The organism is Aliiglaciecola sp. M165, from assembly GCF_007197995.1.
GTDB lineage: Bacteria > Pseudomonadota > Gammaproteobacteria > Enterobacterales > Alteromonadaceae > Aliiglaciecola.
In genome coordinates, this window is record NZ_VKKH01000007.1 from 288,095 (window position 1) to 305,916 (window position 17,822).

General features: G+C 42.6%; 15 protein-coding genes. 6 read left to right on the forward strand and 9 right to left on the reverse strand.

Annotation, left to right across the window (positions count from 1 at the left end; genetic code table 11):
* The first annotated feature begins 90 nt into the window (after nt 1-90).
* Nucleotides 91-627, forward strand: coding sequence for a DUF2062 domain-containing protein (locus tag FM019_RS15895; RefSeq protein WP_143836940.1), 537 nt, complete (start codon nt 91-93; stop codon nt 625-627).
* A 21-nt stretch (nt 628-648) separates the two neighbouring features.
* On the opposite strand, the gene FM019_RS15900 is transcribed toward FM019_RS15895, so the two are convergent.
* The 5 genes from FM019_RS15900 to smc all read right to left on the reverse strand — a co-directional run bounded on the left by FM019_RS15900 (nt 649) and on the right by smc (nt 8,506).
* On the reverse strand, nt 649-1,068 hold the full coding sequence (locus tag FM019_RS15900; protein ID WP_143836941.1) for a DUF1801 domain-containing protein: 420 nt from the start codon (nt 1,066-1,068) through the stop codon (nt 649-651).
* Nucleotides 1,069-1,127: 59 nt separating this feature from the next.
* On the reverse strand, nt 1,128-1,493 hold the full coding sequence (locus tag FM019_RS15905) for a cupin domain-containing protein (protein WP_143836942.1): 366 nt from the start codon (nt 1,491-1,493) through the stop codon (nt 1,128-1,130).
* Between the two features lie 37 nt (nt 1,494-1,530).
* Nucleotides 1,531-3,558, reverse strand: coding sequence for an NAD-dependent DNA ligase LigA (gene ligA / locus FM019_RS15910; protein ID WP_143836943.1), 2,028 nt, complete (start codon nt 3,556-3,558; stop codon nt 1,531-1,533).
* A 71-nt stretch (nt 3,559-3,629) separates the two neighbouring features.
* Entirely contained in the window at nt 3,630-5,003 is a 1,374-nt protein-coding gene (zipA, locus tag FM019_RS15915; protein WP_143836944.1) for a cell division protein ZipA, read from the reverse strand.
* 23 nt (nt 5,004-5,026) lie between these two features.
* Nucleotides 5,027-8,506 (reverse strand): chromosome segregation protein SMC, encoded by a 3,480-nt coding sequence (gene smc / locus FM019_RS15920; protein ID WP_143836945.1) that lies wholly within the window; start codon nt 8,504-8,506, stop codon nt 5,027-5,029.
* A 173-nt stretch (nt 8,507-8,679) separates the two neighbouring features.
* Between smc and cysZ the strand changes: the two genes are divergently transcribed.
* Nucleotides 8,680-9,423: a sulfate transporter CysZ gene (gene cysZ / locus FM019_RS15925; protein WP_143836946.1), complete on the forward strand. Its 744-nt coding sequence runs from the start codon at nt 8,680-8,682 to the stop codon at nt 9,421-9,423.
* A gap of 47 nt (nt 9,424-9,470) precedes the next feature.
* On the opposite strand, the gene FM019_RS15930 is transcribed toward cysZ, so the two are convergent.
* The 3 genes from FM019_RS15930 to nlpI form a co-directional block, all read right to left on the reverse strand.
* Nucleotides 9,471-11,159 carry a putative bifunctional diguanylate cyclase/phosphodiesterase gene (locus tag FM019_RS15930; RefSeq protein WP_143836947.1) on the reverse strand — a complete coding sequence of 563 codons (1,689 nt, stop codon included), beginning with the start codon at nt 11,157-11,159 and terminating at the stop codon, nt 9,471-9,473.
* Nucleotides 11,160-11,355: 196 nt separating this feature from the next.
* Nucleotides 11,356-12,672 (reverse strand): sel1 repeat family protein, encoded by a 1,317-nt coding sequence (locus FM019_RS15935; RefSeq protein ID WP_143836948.1) that lies wholly within the window; start codon nt 12,670-12,672, stop codon nt 11,356-11,358.
* A gap of 128 nt (nt 12,673-12,800) precedes the next feature.
* Nucleotides 12,801-13,688, reverse strand: a complete 888-nt coding sequence (gene nlpI, locus FM019_RS15940) for a lipoprotein NlpI (RefSeq protein ID WP_185969319.1) — start codon at nt 13,686-13,688, stop codon at nt 12,801-12,803.
* A 274-nt stretch (nt 13,689-13,962) separates the two neighbouring features.
* Between nlpI and cdd the strand changes: the two genes are divergently transcribed.
* The 4 genes from cdd (at nt 13,963) to FM019_RS15960 (ending at nt 17,332) form a co-directional block, all read left to right on the forward strand.
* Nucleotides 13,963-14,334: a cytidine deaminase gene (cdd, locus tag FM019_RS15945; protein WP_143837034.1), complete on the forward strand. Its 372-nt coding sequence runs from the start codon at nt 13,963-13,965 to the stop codon at nt 14,332-14,334.
* Nucleotides 14,335-14,419: 85 nt separating this feature from the next.
* Nucleotides 14,420-15,682: an adenylate/guanylate cyclase domain-containing protein gene (locus FM019_RS15950; RefSeq protein ID WP_185969314.1), complete on the forward strand. Its 1,263-nt coding sequence runs from the start codon at nt 14,420-14,422 to the stop codon at nt 15,680-15,682.
* Between the two features lie 17 nt (nt 15,683-15,699).
* The gene (locus FM019_RS15955) at nt 15,700-16,848 is read left to right on the forward strand and encodes a cupin domain-containing protein (RefSeq protein ID WP_221934388.1); all 1,149 of its coding nucleotides are present in this window, start codon (nt 15,700-15,702) and stop codon (nt 16,846-16,848) included.
* 25 nt (nt 16,849-16,873) lie between these two features.
* The gene (locus tag FM019_RS15960) at nt 16,874-17,332 is read left to right on the forward strand and encodes a GNAT family N-acetyltransferase (RefSeq protein ID WP_143836950.1); all 459 of its coding nucleotides are present in this window, start codon (nt 16,874-16,876) and stop codon (nt 17,330-17,332) included.
* 38 nt (nt 17,333-17,370) lie between these two features.
* Here the strand turns inward: FM019_RS15960 and FM019_RS15965 are convergent, their stop codons facing one another.
* The gene (locus FM019_RS15965) at nt 17,371-17,802 is read right to left on the reverse strand and encodes a DUF4826 family protein (protein ID WP_143836951.1); all 432 of its coding nucleotides are present in this window, start codon (nt 17,800-17,802) and stop codon (nt 17,371-17,373) included.
* Nucleotides 17,803-17,822 lie beyond the last annotated feature (20 nt).

Genomic DNA, 17,822 nt, shown 5'->3' on the forward strand with positions numbered 1-17,822 from the left:
TCATGAAACTGACAACCCATAATGGTTTCAATCCTTTTAGTGTATTGAGCAAATCCTTTGCCTCTATTGTAGTAATTAAGTCGACAGAGCATGCCTAAAAAATTTATAAAACGCTTTTTACCCGATCATCAAAGTATTAAAGATCAAAAAGCCCTTAAAATGTTTGGCACGGTACTTCATGATCCCAACCTTTGGCATTTGAATAGAAAATCAGCCTCAGGTGCCTTTGGGATTGGATTATTTTTTGCGTGGTGGCCAGTGCCTTTCCAAATGTGGCTTTCCGCCGCTCTGTCGATTCCATTGCGCGTTAACCTTCCTCTTTCCGTTGCCACCGTATGGATCACCAACCCGTTTACTATGCCTCCGATGTTTTATGGAGCTTACATGGTAGGAACCTGGGTTATGGGCTCCCCCCAACAAGATTTCGAATTTCAGCTAAGTTGGTCCTGGGTGGTGCAAAGCGTTGAGACCATTGGCCCTGCCTTTTTGGTCGGTTGCGCCGTGTGTTCCGTTTTCTTTGGCATCACCGGTTATCTCGGGTTAAATGCCCTATGGCGATATTCCGTGGCTAAAGCTTGGAAACGCAGAAAAAAACTCAGAGTGACCAACACCAACGATCAACGTTGATTCATTAAAGTTCCAGTACCTTTATTCGGGATAACGCTGTTCCATCACCGCCAAATCTGCTCGGATCAACTCTTCTAAAACAGACAAATCTATATCATCCAACTTATTGATGTATAAACACGCTTTACTGGTTTTGTGTTTTCCCAGCCGCTCGAGCAACTGAGGGTTTTCACTCATACCAGCTCCTACATAAACACTCATATTTTGTTTGCGAGGAGAAAAACCTGAGCGCATAAATTGATTTTGTTTGCCATTTGCTAGTGTGTAGGTATAGGTTCCATATCCAATAATGCTCTGTCCCCACATTACAGGATCTTTGCCAGTAACAGATTTGAATAGTTTAAGCAAAAGCCAAGCATCTTCGCGTCTTCGTTTGCTCTCAACCGATTGAATAAAATCTGCCACAGCGGCATCTGTAGGTCGTGTTTTTAATTCAGACATGCATTTCTCTCCTTCTATAGCACTTTATACTAGAAGAAAATCCTTGAATTGCATGAAAATTAGATCCAGTTTTGATCGTCGATATTTACTGTTAGTGGTGTGGTTTTATCCCCAGTTTGTAAGGTTGCAATAGGCTCAAATAACAGAACCTGGGCTTCTTCTGTTGCTACTGGTTTATGCTCAACACCTTTTGGCACGACAAAGCACTCACCTTGCCGAAGCGTAATAACTTGATCCCTGAGAAGAATGTCTATCTGTCCCTTAATGACTTGAAAAAACTCATCCTCAAACTCGTGAGAATGCCAGTCAAATTCACCTTTGAACTTTGCCAATTTAACGTACTGTCCATTTAGTTGAGCGACAATTTTGGGCTGCCAATACCCGTCTATTAAGTCAAATTTTTGGTTCAAATTAATAGTTTTCATATCCCTCTCCACAAAACACAAAGTAGTTGCTGCGAATTTAGCTATATTGGGTGAACAAATGAATTAACTCTTCTTCAGTTAACACCTCGACACCAAGATCTTGCGCTTTAGTCAGTTTGGAGCCTGCTTTTTCTCCCGCTACCAAAAAGTGCGTTTTCGCCGAAATACTGCCAGAAACTTTTGCGCCTAAGCCTTGTAATTGCGCCTTGGCCTGATTTCTATCCATCGTTTGTAGGGTACCGGTCAAAACAAATGTCTGACCATTTAACGGTTGTTGATCTTCAGATTTTGCCTCGATGCTGGGCCAATTTAAGCCAACATCTAACAAATCATTAATCACTTCAAGGTTGTGCTGTTCTCTGAAAAAATGAAACACGTGCTGAGCAACGATCACGCCAACATCATTGACCTCTTGAAGTTGTTCTAATGACGCTTCTTTTAGTGCTTCAAGATTGAGAAAATGATTGGCTAGATTTGCCGCAGTCGTCTCACCCACTTCACGAATACCTAAAGAATACAAAAATTTGGGCAAGGTTGTTGTCTTGGCAGTGATCAATGCGTTAACCAGATTGGACGCAGATTTCTCGCCCATGCGTTCCATATTTGCTAACTGTGCAACGTCTAACTTAAAAAAGTCCGCGGGCCCTTTTACCAGTTTCTGATCAACTAACTGTTCCACAAGCTTATCGCCCAAACCATCTACATCTAATGCCTTGCGTGACGCAAAATGTTTCATTGCTTCTTTTCGTTGAGCACCGCAAAACAACCCACCGGTGCAACGGGCTACTGCCTCCCCTTCAAGCTTTTCAATGTTTGATTCACACACCGGGCAATGCTCAGGAAAGACAATATTTTCAGCATCTTCTGGGCGCAGATGGGAAACAACAGAAACCACTTGCGGGATCACATCACCGGCACGGCGAATCACAACAGTATCGCCCTTTTTTACGCCAAGTCGGTGTATTTCATCCTGATTGTGCAAGGTTGCATTTGAAACAGTCACGCCACCAACAAACACCGGGTCTAATCTTGCGACAGGCGTAATGGCACCGGTTCTGCCAACTTGAAATTCTACCTCTAACAACTTAGTCATTTGCTCTTGAGCTGGAAATTTTTGAGCGATTGCCCAGCGCGGTGCACGAGCAACAAATCCTAATTCTTTTTGTACTTCGATGTCATTGACTTTGAAAACGACCCCGTCAATTTCGTAACTCAAGTCGTCGCGTTGTTGACCAATTTTGGCAAAATAGTCATGGCACTGCTGGGCGCCTAATGCAGTGTCGATCTCCTTGCAGACTGGTAATCCCCAAATAGTTAACTGTTGCAAACGCTCAGAATGTCGATTGGCTAGCGCCTCTACTTCTCCTTCAACTAACCCCACCGAATACGCATAAAATAACAAAGGTCGCGAAGCTGTTATTTTTGGATCGAGCTGCCTCAAACTGCCCGCTGCCGCATTCCTGGGGTTAACAAATACTTTTTTGTCTGCGGCTTTTTGTTGTTCATTCAGTTTTTCAAATCCCTGCTTTGGCATAAAGACTTCGCCTCGAACCTCTAGCCTTTGGGGATAATTGTTTCCTCGTAGCCTTAACGGCACATTAGCAATGGTTTTCACATTGTTTGTAATGTTTTCACCGACTTGTCCATCTCCACGAGTTGCGGCACGCACCAACAATCCTTGTTCGTATAAAATGCTCACGGCCAATCCATCTAACTTGGGCTCACAGCTGTATTCCACTGTCCATGACCTTTTCAACCGGTCCTGAATACGTTTATCAAATGCACTAAACTCTTCGTCTGCAAAGGCATTATCCAAAGACAACATTGGCACTTCATGTTGCACCGGAGTGAATGCATCCGAAGCCTGACCACTGACTTTTTGGGTTGGAGAATCATGACTGATGAGTTCAGGATGTTTTTCCTCGAGCGCTTCGAGTTCTCGCATCAAGCGATCGTACTCGGCATCGGGTACGCTTGGATCATCTAAGACATAATATTGATAATTGTAATCATTGAGCTGACTACGCAACACATCAAGTTGTTTAGCAACGTCGGGGTTGTTCATAAAGATTTATTAAGACCTTTTATAGGTAAAAACAGGCCAGAGAGCCGATTCAAAGCAGCACTGCAACAAGGTTATTTCACAAGCATACGTTTTCGTTCGAATTCTCTTATTTTCTCAACATATTGTTGCAAACTTTGTTTAGTTAGCGCGCTGCGCCGACCATCCAAAACTTGCGCAGAGAATTCATCTGCGATCTTTCTCGCAGCGTTGTGCATCATATTGAATACTTGATGCGGATCACCTTCTATAGGCAACATCATGAATAATGACACGCCCATGGTGTTAAAATTTTCCAAATTATCAATATCAAAAACCCCTGGCTTAAACATATTTGCCAGACTGAATAACACAGGTCCCTTACCGTTGCTATTTACGTGTCGATGAAAAATATCTTGATCACCAAATTTAAAGCCCAAGGTTAACAACATTGGAAGCAGCGCAGCACCTTGAATGGGTGCATCATCTGCTGCCTTTACGTTTAAAATCAGAACTTCTTGCTCTGGCGCTTCGGCAGTAGCTGCTTGGTCAACTTCTACATTTGTCGTCTTGGCTGCAGCTTTTTCTGGCTCTGCATCTGGTTCCATCGGTTCATCGAAATCGATACGCATCTGATCTTCACGAATTTTTGGCTCGCGTCTTTTGCGCGGCTTACCCTCTGCTTTTGAGCGTTTGACAAAATTTCTAGCTTGTTCTGCGAGACTGACTTTAGGCTCATTTTCTGCTTCGCTTGACGCTATTGCCTCTTTTGGTTGTTGATCGTTGCGCTCGTCTCTATGTGGAGTTTCTTTGCTCTTCGGCTCTTGTTTGTCGAGTTGTTTGGCGTCAAGAGAAGTGGTGTGTGTGCTCTGCTCTACTACGACGGCTTCGCCCGATTCGGCTGTTTTGAGTAAAAACGGGGGAGGCTCAGGTATGTCATTCATTTCAGCAACATTTGCGGCTGTTGCTTTACTGCGCATCGCTTGTACTTGTTGCGCGGCATATTCAGGTTTGGGTTGAGTGACAACCGATGAATAAATTTTAGGCTGCACCTCAACTTCGGATTTTTCTTCAGCAATTTGCGCAGCGTCTTGGGAAAAATCCGTATGAGTTTTTGATACCACTTCTTCACGTGCAGGTTCAGAGTCACTCTGTACATCAACTGGCCGGGTTTGGTTTTCTGATGGTTTTTCGCTATTTACGACTCGGACCGCACCTAGCCCCAAATCGTCGAAACTATTTTCCGTCAAACTTGGCTCAACTTTCTCCTCAGACGCCTGAGGATCAATAACGATGACGTCTTCATCAAACTCATCAGCATCATTAAAGTCATCTTGCCAGTCAGATGTCTCGAGGCGAGCCTCTCGATTGTCTTTAGCGTTTTTACGTACACTCCACATACCGTGGACTAAAATGCCGACAATCGCGACGGCGCCAATGACTAAAAATGCTAGTCGTAATGTATCCATTTGACTTTTTCTACCCTAAATTATTATGCCTGCGCAATAGCGACAGCCTCTTCTACATCAACAGCAACCATCCGTGAAACGCCAGGTTCGGCCATTGTCACGCCGGTTAAATGCTTCGCCATTTCCATCGCGATTTTGTTATGGGTGATATAAATAAATTGCACTGATTTTGACATTTCAGACACCAACTTACAAAAGCGACCCACATTGGCATCATCCAATGGTGCATCGACTTCATCGAGTAAGCAAAAGGGTGCAGGATTCAGTCTAAAAATTGCAAACACCAATGATAAAGCGGTTAGCGCTTTTTCTCCACCGGAAAGAAGATGTATTGTACTATTTTTCTTTCCAGGCGGCCGAGCCATGATCGTCACACCTGTTTCGAGTAAATCTTCACCCGTTAGTTCCAAATAAGCCGCCCCGCCACCGAACACTTTAGGAAACAATTCTTTTAAGTCTGCATTTACTTTGTCATACGTGGTTTTAAATCGGGTCCGAGTCTCTTTATCGATTTTTCGAATAGCCGACTCAAGTGTTTCTAAAGCCGATACCAAGTCGTCGTTTTGCTCGTCTAAATGATGTTTGCGTTTAGCTTGGATTTCGTATTCCTCTACTGCAGCAAGATTGACGGCGCCTAACCTAGAAACCGATGCTTGAGTTCGCTCTAATGATTGTTGCCACTGCTTTTCGTCAGTTTCTTCTGGCAATCCTTCAAGAATCGTCTTAAGCGATTCATTAATTTCCTCGAGTTGTTCTAAGGTACTATTGGCGCGAACCCGATACCCTTCACATTCTAATTTTTTGCTCTCCAATTCAGCGCGCATTTGCTGAATTTTTTCAATAATCCCATGTTGTCCTTTTTCCGCACTGGCAAGTTTGCTGTCTACCTCGGCCAATTGATCGCTTAACATTTGTTGTTGCTGCTCAATTTCCAGTCGCCTGGCCAATAACGTTTCTAACTGCTGCTGTTGTTCCTCAAAAGGCTGACTGATAACACTGGATTCTTGTTGCAATTGAATTTGGCGCTTTTGTAAGGTCTCAAGCATCTGGCGCGTACGCTTATGAGCTTCCAGTCCGCCACTATGCTGACTTTTGATTTCTTGAATCGTTAGAGCGAGTTGATGAGACTGAGAAGTTAAGTGTTCTAATTGATGACGACAGTGTTGCTCACTGTCCAATAATTGAGACTTGCCTGATTCGAGCTCTACCTGCTTGCCAGACATGTCTTCAAGCTGCAATTCTAATTGTTGCACCTGTTCGGCCAGTTGTTCCGATTGGATTTTTTCGTCTTCCAATAACTGTTGTTGCCGACTAAGCTCTTCACTGATCCGCGTCTGTCTGATCAAGGTTTGTTGATGTTGCATTTCCAGTAAATTGAGCTGATTTTGTTGCTGAGTTAATGCCTGTTCCGCTTGTTTGAAATCGCTAGTTGCCGTGTTCAAACGCCCTTGCAATTGCTCGGAACTCGATGCGCACTGAGATATCTTGAGCTCTAAAGGCGATTTTTGTTGCTCCTTGAGTGACTCGATCTGCTTGTCTAGCGCTGATATTCTGGCAGCGCGCTCGATTAAACCTTCAGGTGCATCATTATCGCCAAAGTCCACCCAATCGATCCCAAAGCGTTTACCACACTGAGTGACAATACTTTGATGGGGTTGCAAATTATCCAGAATCTGTAGTGCCGAATCGACATCTTGCGCAATCAAAATGTCAGATAACCAATGTGGAAAAGCGTGATTGTGTATCTTTGACGAGAGGGTGTTTTCAATTTTTTGAGTAGATAGGCGATTTTGAATCAGCAACTTTCCAGCACAATCCAGAGGTAAGTCGTTGATCCTGACCTCCCCTTGTGGCCATATTGCTTCTTGCCATTCATTCACTACCGTTTCAACCGCTCGCTCCCAACCACTTTCGACCTCGAGTTGCTTCCACATTGCCTCAAAAGGAATATTTAATGCCTCTAGCGATTCGGTAAGATTTTGATTTGATTGACTTTCTTGCTGTAAACTTTGCAATGCTGATTTTTGTGCGTTCAGGGATAGTATTTGTCCATTGAGTTCAAACAATTGTTCTTGAAAGTCTTTTTCTTGCTCCTGAGATTGTTTTAACTGTGTTTCAATTTGCTCTACACGTTCATCTGCATGCTTGTGCCGGCCTTTTGATTGTGCAACCTGGTGCTGCAGACTTTCAATTTGTTGTGCGAGCAAATCATGCTCCAACTCATTTTGCTCTGTCTGCAATTCTCCTATGCGTTGTTGCGTGCGCATTTGCATATTCATCGTTGCTTGAATTTGGCTATGACATCTTTGTGCTTGTTGTTTAGTTTGTTGAAAGTCTTGATCGTGCTCTCGCCAAAGTGCTTCATGTGCTCTGAGTTGCTCTTGACTGGCTTGTAACCGGTCTTGTGCGTCTTCTAGTTGTGCTGCGAATGCTTCCGCTTCTGGTTCCAAACGCTGCAATTGTGTCGACAATTGTGCAAGTTTGTCACTTTCTTCCTGCTCAAAATGCAGCGATTCGTCAATATTCGACTGAATATCACTCAACTCAGATTCGATTTGTGTCGCACGTTGTTTAGCATGCAAGCGGTTCTGTTCTAGTTTGGTGATTTCCGTGCCAACTAAAAAGTTATCCTGTTGCAAACTGTCTACTTGTTGTTTGAGATCCTGCTGTTGGTCGCGAAACTCAGTGATCCCTTTTTCATCGCCTCGTTGTTTGGCCACAAAGGCTTCAATGTCGTTTTGTTGCAGCGCAATCGCATTTTCGAGTTCTTCTATATGCTGACTGTGTTTCAGCCAACGTATCGCGCTGAGCTGGCCTTTTAGTAAACGCTCTTTTGCCTTGAGTTCTTTATACTTCTTGGCTGCACTGGCTTGGCGCTGTAACTTTTCTATCTGTTGACCCAATTCACTTCGCACGTCATCGAGACGCTCTAGATTTTCCTTGGTATGACGGATCCTATTTTCGGTGTCTCTGCGCCGCTCTTTGTATTTGGAAATACCAGCGGCCTCTTCGATAAATATTCGCAGCTCTTGTGGCTTGGATTCAATTAGGCGCGAAATCATGCCCTGTTCGATGATGGCGTAGCTTCTTGGACCAAGGCCTGTGCCTAAAAATAGGTCGGTAACGTCTCGTCGGCGACATTTTGTACCGTTGAGAAAATAAGTCGATTGCGCTTCTCTGGTAACTAAGCGCTTGACAGATAATTCGACATAATTAGCAAATTCACCTTGGATCCGACCAGACGAATTATCAAATACTAGCTCAACGCTGCATTGTGAGACGGGTTTGCGTGCAGAGGAACCATTAAAAATCACATCAGTCATTGCGTCGCCACGCAGATTTTTTGCAGAGCTTTCACCCAACACCCAACGTACCGCATCGATTACATTCGATTTTCCACAGCCATTCGGACCGACTACTGCGGTCATATCGTCTGGAAATGGAATATTGGTAGGGTCGACAAATGACTTGAACCCCGCCAAGCGGATTTTCTTTAAGCGCATGCTGTGATAATGACACATTATTATTGTTGTGGGTTGAATGTATCAAATGTCACGAAGTGTAACAATTGGGGATTGGTATTGATTCCGCAGAAAGTTATTATACCCTGCAACATTGATAAGTGTTCTACCTCAAGAGCACGTGCAACGGGATGACCATAGGAAGATTGATCAGAATGCAAAATAGTAGTGGTGCCAATTATTTTTTTGAAGGCTTTAGCCTGATCCGTACCAAAGGAATAAAACGATTTGTCTTCATTCCTCTTGCTGTGAATTTAATTTTATTCTCGATTGCTTTATATTTTTTAGTCGGCCAAATTGATGATGGCATTGCATACATCATCGGCCTAATACCGGACTGGGAATGGTTTGCCTGGTTAAAGCAAGGGATCGTTTTTATACTTTGGCCACTAGCAGTTATTAGCATACTTTTGGTTTTTGCATTGATTTTTGGAACCCTGGCGAATTGGGTCGCAGCGCCGTTTAATGGCCTACTTGCTGAAAAAGTGGAGAGGCATCTAACCGGTCAAAGTTTGGGTGATAGCGGCATTATGGATGTTGTTAAAGACATTCCTCGCACCCTAGGCAGAGAATTAGCAAAGCTCTTATATTACATCCCCAGAGCGATCGGTTTTTTAATCCTTTTTTTCTTGCTTCCGGTTTTTGGGCAAGTGTTGTGGTTTATGTTTTCAGCATGGATGATGGCTATCCAATATTGCGATTATCCGTTTGATAATCACAAAATAGGTTTTAAACCGATGCGTAATACCCTTGCCGAGAGCCGTTCACAAAGCTTTTCATTTGGTGTCATGGTCAGCGTATTTTCTATGATCCCAATCGTTAACTTTCTCGTCATGCCAGTAGCCATTTGCGGTGCGACATCCATGTGGGTCAATGAACTACGCCATCGAGTAGAATAAGCTAATTCCGCAACGCTGGGCGCTACCGACAGTAACGTCGGTAGTTGCTAGGCAACGTCAGTGGTGAATTGCACCAAATACTGATAAAAATCCTCTGCATTGAGTGGAGCACTGAACAGATAACCTTGCATCAGATGACAATCGTTGGCCGATAAAAAATCCGCTTGAGCCTGATTTTCAACACCTTCTGCTACGGCTTGAATACCAAGCGTGTCTGCAAGTTGAATTATCGCCTTTACAATCACTTTGTCATGAGGGTTGTTGTCTAAGTTACGCACAAAGGAACGGTCGATCTTTAATGTATCCACAGGTAGTTGTTGCAGGTAGCGTAATGATGAATATCCCGTACCAAAATCATCAAGGGTAATGCTAAATCCTGCCGTCTTAATTTCTTTAAGCTTGTCGACTAATTTTCTGCCACTTTCTTGCAACGTGCTTTCGGTTACTTCCAGGCGCAACGCATCGGCATGAAGTGCATTGTCTTTCATCAGCGTATCAATGTGGTCAAAGGTATCTTGCTGAAAAAACTGTTTACTAGAAATATTAATGGCCATAGGTACAGCAAGATGACAATGAGAACGCCAATAAGCCAGATGTGAAAAAGCGTTTAATAGAACTTGCTTAAAAATATCTTGCAGTAAGCCGATTTTCATCGCAATTGGAATGAACTCCATTGCCCCCAAAACACCTCGACTAGGATGGTGCCATCTTGCCAAACATTCGATACCCACTAAGGCGTTATTTCGAATATCAATTACGGGTTGGAAATAAGGAATAAATTGCTTGTGCTCGATCCCTTGATGTAATTGTTGTTCAATCAGTCGAATATCTTGCAATTCCTGATTTAACGCGTCGCTAAAATAGTAATAATGGTTTCCACCATGGTGTTTTGCTCGGTACATGGCTGCATCTGCATGTTGCAGTAACTGCTCTGCCTGCTCACCATTTTCAGGGTACACACTAATCCCAACGCTGCAGCCAATCTCCATGATATTCGCACCACTTTTTATCGGCTTTTTTATCTCGCGAATCAGCTTTTCAGTGACTTTTGCCACTGTATCAGAGTCTCGAATGTTGTTCATAATGACTGCAAATTCATCGCCTCCCAGGCGAGCAACCACATCACTCTTACGTAAAGATTTCTGTAAACGTTCTGCGACGGTGCACAGCAATGCATCCCCCACATCATGACCTAAGTTGTCGTTAACTTGTTTAAATCTATCTAAATCAATAAACAATATAGCAAAGCGCAAATTTAGACGCTGAGACTGACTAATTTCATGGTCAAACAACTGGTTAAATAGCGAACGATTCGCTAAGCCAGTTAAACAATCTTTATACGCCAACTGTGCAAGGGTTTCTTCTGATTGCTCATTTGAGTTGACGATATCTATCTTTGCAAGGAAATACAGTGATTCGCCTTGCTGCGCAATCGCGTTTATTTGAATTCGATTGACGCTAGAACCTTGCCCTTCTTTAACGATTCCAACATACCCTTGCCACGGCTCTTTTTCAGCGCGCGTGAGCACATCTTTCCAGTCCGTTTCGGCTGTTTGGTAAAGCGCAAACATTTCACTCAGTGGGGTGAGTATTTTTTCATCCAATGTGAGATCAAATGCGTTGGTAAAAGCGCGGTTGACATATACACATTTGCCTTCACTATTAAATAATCCGACAGGATCTGGCAAAAACTCATAGGCAATTTGCAGCTGCGAGAGAGTAACAGTCGTTGACATGAAACAGAGCCTCTTTTTTTATTATTGTTTGGCACAATTGAACAAAGCTTGGATGGGTCATAAAACACTCATTGCTGAGCGCATTTCCACATATTTGCAAGCATTCTAACTAAAATCTGCGGATTGCCAATAGGTAAGACCACCGGCAAACGCTAAGCGCCTGTTACACATCGCATTAAATCACAATTCAGTTGGGTTATACCTCAGGAATCTGACGATATTGATGATATCGGAGCCACCATTTCTGGGCCTCTGCATGCTGACCTGATGAGTCAAAGTATTGTGCAAAGTTTACATAGGCTGGAGTGAGTGATGTGCGTTCAGTCAAAACTTTTCGCCAAATATCTAGGTAGATGTCAGGAATTCTGCCAATTTCATGTTGTTCTAAAAAGGTCAATTCCGAAGACGGTTTAAATGCCTGAAACTCGTTTGTTTGACATGTTCTAGCCTCGCTCAGTGCCAAACCTGGGTATCGATTTATATATGGAGCAAACTGAGTCGCGTTAATGTTTGGGGCCGTTTTACTAAATACCAGATTGGGCGCATTGTTACGAGAACAAAATTTCTCTGCCATTGATTCATTGATTGGATATTCATCAATAAAACCTGCGAAGTGAGCAAATTCGTGCACAAAAACTTGATAATCATCATTCTCATCCAAATACATAATGCCATTATGGACGTTTGCCACCCCATGTTCGGCAACGACTACTGCATGCGAAAATGGCCTTTGACCTGCAATGCCTATCAACCCCGACAAACTACAAGACAGTCTTACAGCGGGATCGTCTCCACATTGCATTGTCGGAGCATTCACCCAAACGGGGGGATTGAAACAAACAGGAAAATCATCAAATCGACTATCTTTGGAAAATCTATCAATAATCTTGTCGATTTTGATCATGGCAGGTAACGTCGCTGCGACAAATTGTATTGCCATTGTGCAAGTCGCCGATGTGGGATCATTCGTTTTAATAGAGGATAATGGCGAGAATTTTTTTATCAGACTCAACATAGTGCTAGCCTCAACATGCCCCTGCTCTTGCGCCATTTTCAGCAGTTGTTTAGCGTATGCCTCGTCGCCACTTTTCCAGACCTGCGTTGCTAGACGCACTGCTATCTGTGGAGAATGTTTTGATGCTAATTCACCCCATCTTTGGGTTTTTTCGACCTGATCCTTACTAGCATAATACTCATAAAGCGCTTCAATTGCTTTTACATGTCCCTGCTCCGCGGCCTCAGTTAACCAACGCTTTTGACCACTAGATGTTTTAGCAAATTTCGAAAGTTCGTATTGGCTTGGGCTATGTCCTCGTTGAGCTGCCACTAACAACAGTTTTTTGAGGTTTTGCTCGTTTAATCCTTTACCAACAAGTTGAAAAATCGCGTCGCTGGACATTAAATTCGCGCTAACAGTAAGCCAATAGGGATCTTCTCGTGAAATCGATTCGCTCAGCAGCAGTTGCACTGCTTTCACATTGCCATTTTTTGCTGGTACATACAGGACAGGCAATGGATTTTCGTAAGCGGAATAACTCGCTAATAATCGAGGCTCATGTAAACAATGATCTGCTTGTAAGGCTAAGATACAGATGAAGAATAAGAGTATCTTGCTGGAAGTCATCGGATTGGTGTGTGTTATTAACTGTTGTTTCTAGATTGTTTTCGCAACATATCAATCTCAATGCGAGAATAACGGTGCTCAACATACTCGTAGACATTGGTGCTCAATACCATCTTAAAATAGTTCAGGGCTAAACCATTTTGACCGCGTTTGCCATAATGCTTACCCATATAAAAATACACTTCACACATTCGTTGATTGAGCTCGTTAACATTTTTGACTCCCACAACAAATTCATTAAGAAGTGCGTTGCGGGTAATATTCCCAAGATAAAAATCGACGATAAGATTTGCCCAGTTACCTGACTCCAGTAATTTTCGCTGTGCGCGCAGTTGTGCTAATGCTTGTTCTGGATCGACTTCCCGACTGGCCAAATATAACCAAAGCGCTGCAAAAGGGTTGGCCGTGTCTTTTTGATAAAAACGCGTCAGATCCTCGATAGCTAAATCAGTGCGTTTGCCGTAATAAAGGGCGATACCTCGATTTAGAACAGCAAAATCCATTTGTGGGTTAATTTCTAGTGCTGAATCGAATGACTCGTATGCCTCGATGAAATCCATTTGTTGTGTGTAATGTATGCCAATCGAATTATAAGCCTCGGCCATATCAGGTTTTAACTGTTTTGCCTGACCAAAATCATACTGTGCCAAACCTGACAAACCCACATTGTCATAGTGCGTACCCCGCAAAAACAGAAGTTCAGCTCGCTCTTCATTGGTAAGAGAGGTTTGTGCCAAGATCTGGTTGTACCGTGCGATCGCCAGCTGAGAGCGAAAATTAGTTGGTTGAGGCTCAGGAATAAGGATACTTTCTACTTTGGAATTCAATGCCGAGCTAGAATAAATCGTACATCCATAGAGGGGAAGAAGAGCAATAAAAACACAAAGTTTTAAACTAAATTTCATGATGATTAAATGATTCTCTGGATCGAAAAGTGACTTTGCAATAAAAAGTGAAAAATTGGCAACAAATACCATTACTATGGCTACCTCTATAGGCATTCAGGGTCGCTTATTTGACCTAAAAAGTAAAGAATAACGACAGGTAAATCACACAAAGTAACATTTAACTTGAACCCATAAATACTTTCTACTTGTCAAACTATGGCTTTTTAAAGCAAACTGATCGGCCGTTTTTACATCTTCAGGAATCTAGTTTTTGGAAAAACATATTGCGTTAATGCTACAAAACGCTCAGAAAGTTCAAAAAAATGCCTATGCTCCCTACTCTAACTTTAAAGTAGGCGCTGCATTAGTAGCAGAGGATGGTAACGTCTACAGTGGCTGCAATGTTGAAAATGCAGCGTATCCTTTGGGTCAATGCGCGGAAGCTGGCGCAATCGCCAGTATGATTGGTCACGGATGCTCTAAAATTACCAAAATTCTTATCCTCAGCCCAAATAGTGACTTTTGTCCACCCTGTGGTGGATGTCGACAAAAAATCAAAGAGTTTGCAACGTCAGCAACCCAAGTTATTCTCAGCACGCAAGATGGCAAAACAAAACAGGTGTCCATCGCTGAATTATTGCCATTGGCATTTGATTTAAACTAGACCGATAACCGTACTTAATAAATAACAAAATATTGTTCAAATCGACTACGCTGATAACACTCTGTCGATGGCAAAGGAATTGCCTATGTTTGTTCAAGCGTTAAAATTTGTTGCATTTTTAGGAATTGATAAAAATCATTTAGACAATGTCAGCCAAATAAAAATCACCAATACGTTGTCGTTTATGGTGATCCTGGTCCTCGTTGTTCAATTGCCGATAATTTTTGCCTATTGGCAATTAGTGGGTTCTTATGCTCTTGTATTAAATATCAGTCATATAGTCGCGCTTGTTTCGGTGCTGATATGTAATGCAAAAGGGCATTATCAAGCGGCTAGAGCCCTCTTGATGTTGTCTTTTATCGCTTTTGTAAGTGCCTCAACTCTAGTCTGGCCCATCGATTTAAAATTCCCATCGTTTATTCTAATCAGCTTATTCGTATGTCCCTTTTTGTATCATGACTGGGAACGAAAACAGGTAGTTAGCAACTTTGTCATCTACTTTCTGGCATATATCTATTTGCACGTATTCCTTGCGCTGAGAGAAAACGGCGGAGCCTCACTTTTTCAGTTTGAGTTGATTCTGAAAGTCGTCAACGATACGTTTTTATTTGCTGCTGCTTGCATTGCCAGCCTATTGATATTTTATAATCAACAGCAGGCACAAACCCGGATCAAACAGCACCACTGGACGCTTTCAAATGTGTTATCGAAAACCTTGCCCTCGCCTCTTGTACAAAAGCTTTTGCTGAAATATGCCGCGGAATCACCTACGTCGGGAGAAGTTACTCGTTGTGACGGGAGCATATTATTTGCAGACATACAGAATTACACCGACTATTGTCTGCAAACCAGTCAAGCCGACCTGTCTAGAATGCTCAATGCATTTTATTCAGATTTTGATCGGATTATTTGGCGATTTGGCTTACAAAAAGTGAAAACCAATGGTGATCAGTATATTGTGGTTTCAGGCGTACTTGAGCACCATGATAACCATGCATTGCAGTTATGTGTTGGTGCACAAGAATTTTTGCGCGCATTTGAGAATATTACTTCAAGACTCAAGATCGATAATCTAAAATTACGTATAGGCATTGCCAGTGGTGAATTGTTGTCTGGCTTTGCTGCGGCAAACAACTTTTCTTTCGATGTCTGGGGAGAAACTGTTAATCTTGCTTCGCGGATTGAATGCCAAGGACTCGCCGGTCACATTCAGGTATGCAGCACGACTTTTGAACGCTGCAAGACACATTTGACTTTTTCAGCCCCCTGCATTCGTCATTATAAAGGCATAGGTGAACGCAGGTGCTACACCTTGTTGCCAGACCAGTCAGCGCAAAGATTAACTTAATAGAGAAACTTCTTTCGATGTATCACATAACGTTAAAACATAAGAAGGCGTTTATCGAAGAACACTGGCAAAAAAAGCCCGTTGTTATTCGCAATGCATTTTTGAATTTCCAGGATCCGATCGACGAAAACGAGCTTGCTGGATTGTCCCAAGAAGAAGGGATTGATTCTAGGATCATTTCAGAGATCTCGGGTGATTGGTCACTTCACCATGGGCCCTTTGAAGATTTTAATGAGGTATGCCAAGGGGCATGGACTTTATTAGTACAGGGTGTCGACAATTACATCGAGGCAGCCAAATCACTTTTAGATGCCTTCGATTTTGTACCTTCATGGCGAGTTGACGACGTCATGGTGAGTTTTTCCAATGAGGGGGCTGGTGTTGGGCCCCACCTTGACCAGTACGATGTATTCATAGTTCAGGGAAAAGGCAGCAGACGATGGCAGGTCGGCTCTAGGGGCGATTATACAGAAACTTTCCCGTGTTGCGGCTTAAGACAAATTAGCAATTTTGAGCCTATTATTGATGAAGTGTTGGAACCCGGTGATTTAATTTATATACCTCCTGGCTTTCCTCACAATGGTATCGCATTAGAACCTTGTCTAAATTATTCGATTGGTTTTCGTGCACCAACACAACAAGAATTATTAGGGCGTTTTGCGGATTTCGCCGATGAAAAAGGATTATTTACTTCCCGTTACTGCGATCCTGATTTATTGCCCAGAGAATCTAGAGAAATAATGTATCAAACGGAAATACAGAAATTTAAACAATTATTCATACAAATGATCGATTCACCACATTTTGCTCAGTTCATCGGACAATGCTTTACCGCTCTGCCAACCCAAAATGACTATTCCTTTGAATTGAATGAACAATATTCGCCAAATCAGATCGAAAAAATGCTCGACAATGGAATGCTTTTGGAACGTTCATTATCACTTCGTAAGCTATTACTTAAAAATGAAATTGATGATGATTTTCAATGGGATATGTGGATAAATGGACATTTAATTCAAGTTAGTGATGAACAACTCGTCTTGTTACAGAAGCTATTGGAATGTGATGTAATTGATAAAAACACGAAAATAAATTACGAAAATAGTTTATTTTTTAACCAACTCATGTCTAAACTGGTGATTACAGGGGCTTTTTTCCCTGTGTAAAAACACACAATTAGGAGATCCTTCAGTGACGTTGACCATAAAGAACGTCGACTGGGAAAAAGCAAAACACAAACTTAGCAAGTTAAGAGAAAAGGTATTTGTTTACGAATGGCGCATTCCCAGAGAGTGCGAGTTTGATCAGTACGACGACAGTGCGAACCACGTCTTGGTATTGAACGAACATAAACAAGAGATCGCTACTGGCAGAGTCACCCCAACAGGAGAAATTGGCAGAATAGCAGTTGTTCCAGACTATCGTGGACCAGAAGTTTATCGTGCACTCTTACAGGCACTGGTATCAAAAGCGACCCACATGGGTCTGCAACAAGTACACGTGCTTTGTGAGTTGGAAGGTGTTGAATATTATCAACAACAAGGATTTAAACCGGTCGGTTCCGTTTTTATGGATGCAGGCATAGCCAGACAAAAAATGGCGTGTGACCCATCCAATTTTTCATTGAGTCGAGTTGAACTAACACATTAGACAGCACCTTATGGTGCTGTTTTTATTTTAAAACGATGTTAGACCTTACCGCCCTGCACTTCTTGCCATAAGTCTTTTTGATCGTAAATTCGGTAAAGGCCTTCAGCGCGAGAAACCAGCAGATCGACAAATTCTTGTTGAGTCTTATCTAGTTCACCGCCTTTTTGTAGGTTTTCAGCTTTGAGTTGCCACAATAAAGAAAAATGACGAATTGCTTCGCGAGCCGTCTTCTCGTTTTCTACCGGCATAAAGTCACAAGGTACGTCACCGCTTATCACCCAATAAAATTTGTTGTCTAGTGCTTTGATTTTCCATACCGCAACGTAGGGCGCAAGATAGCGGCTGTCTTGTGTAACCACCGATTCATACATCACGCCATTTTCTGCCAAATGCTTATTCGCCCGTTGAAACTGCTCGCGAACCCAAGTGCTAAGCTGTTCCTGATTCATTTGTTGCGGTTGTTGTGTCATGTTTAATCCTAAAAAGTAGG

What these genes read in the sequence shown, in the direction of transcription:
- FM019_RS15895 (WP_143836940.1), top strand. Translation starts at nt 91, where the DNA reads ATGCCTAAAAAATTTATAAAACGCTTTTTACCCGATCATCAAAGTATT.
- FM019_RS15900 (WP_143836941.1), bottom strand. Translation starts at nt 1,068, where the DNA reads ATGTCTGAATTAAAAACACGACCTACAGATGCCGCTGTGGCAGATTTT.
- FM019_RS15905 (WP_143836942.1), bottom strand. Translation starts at nt 1,493, where the DNA reads ATGAAAACTATTAATTTGAACCAAAAATTTGACTTAATAGACGGGTAT.
- ligA (WP_143836943.1), bottom strand. Translation starts at nt 3,558, where the DNA reads ATGAACAACCCCGACGTTGCTAAACAACTTGATGTGTTGCGTAGTCAG.
- zipA (WP_143836944.1), bottom strand. Translation starts at nt 5,003, where the DNA reads ATGGATACATTACGACTAGCATTTTTAGTCATTGGCGCCGTCGCGATT.
- smc (WP_143836945.1), bottom strand. Translation starts at nt 8,506, where the DNA reads ATGCGCTTAAAGAAAATCCGCTTGGCGGGGTTCAAGTCATTTGTCGAC.
- cysZ (WP_143836946.1), top strand. Translation starts at nt 8,680, where the DNA reads ATGCAAAATAGTAGTGGTGCCAATTATTTTTTTGAAGGCTTTAGCCTG.
- FM019_RS15930 (WP_143836947.1), bottom strand. Translation starts at nt 11,159, where the DNA reads ATGTCAACGACTGTTACTCTCTCGCAGCTGCAAATTGCCTATGAGTTT.
- nlpI (WP_185969319.1), bottom strand. Translation starts at nt 13,688, where the DNA reads ATGAAATTTAGTTTAAAACTTTGTGTTTTTATTGCTCTTCTTCCCCTC.
- cdd (WP_143837034.1), top strand. Translation starts at nt 13,963, where the DNA reads ATGCTACAAAACGCTCAGAAAGTTCAAAAAAATGCCTATGCTCCCTAC.
- FM019_RS15950 (WP_185969314.1), top strand. Translation starts at nt 14,420, where the DNA reads ATGTTTGTTCAAGCGTTAAAATTTGTTGCATTTTTAGGAATTGATAAA.
- FM019_RS15955 (WP_221934388.1), top strand. Translation starts at nt 15,700, where the DNA reads ATGTATCACATAACGTTAAAACATAAGAAGGCGTTTATCGAAGAACAC.
- FM019_RS15965 (WP_143836951.1), bottom strand. Translation starts at nt 17,802, where the DNA reads ATGACACAACAACCGCAACAAATGAATCAGGAACAGCTTAGCACTTGG.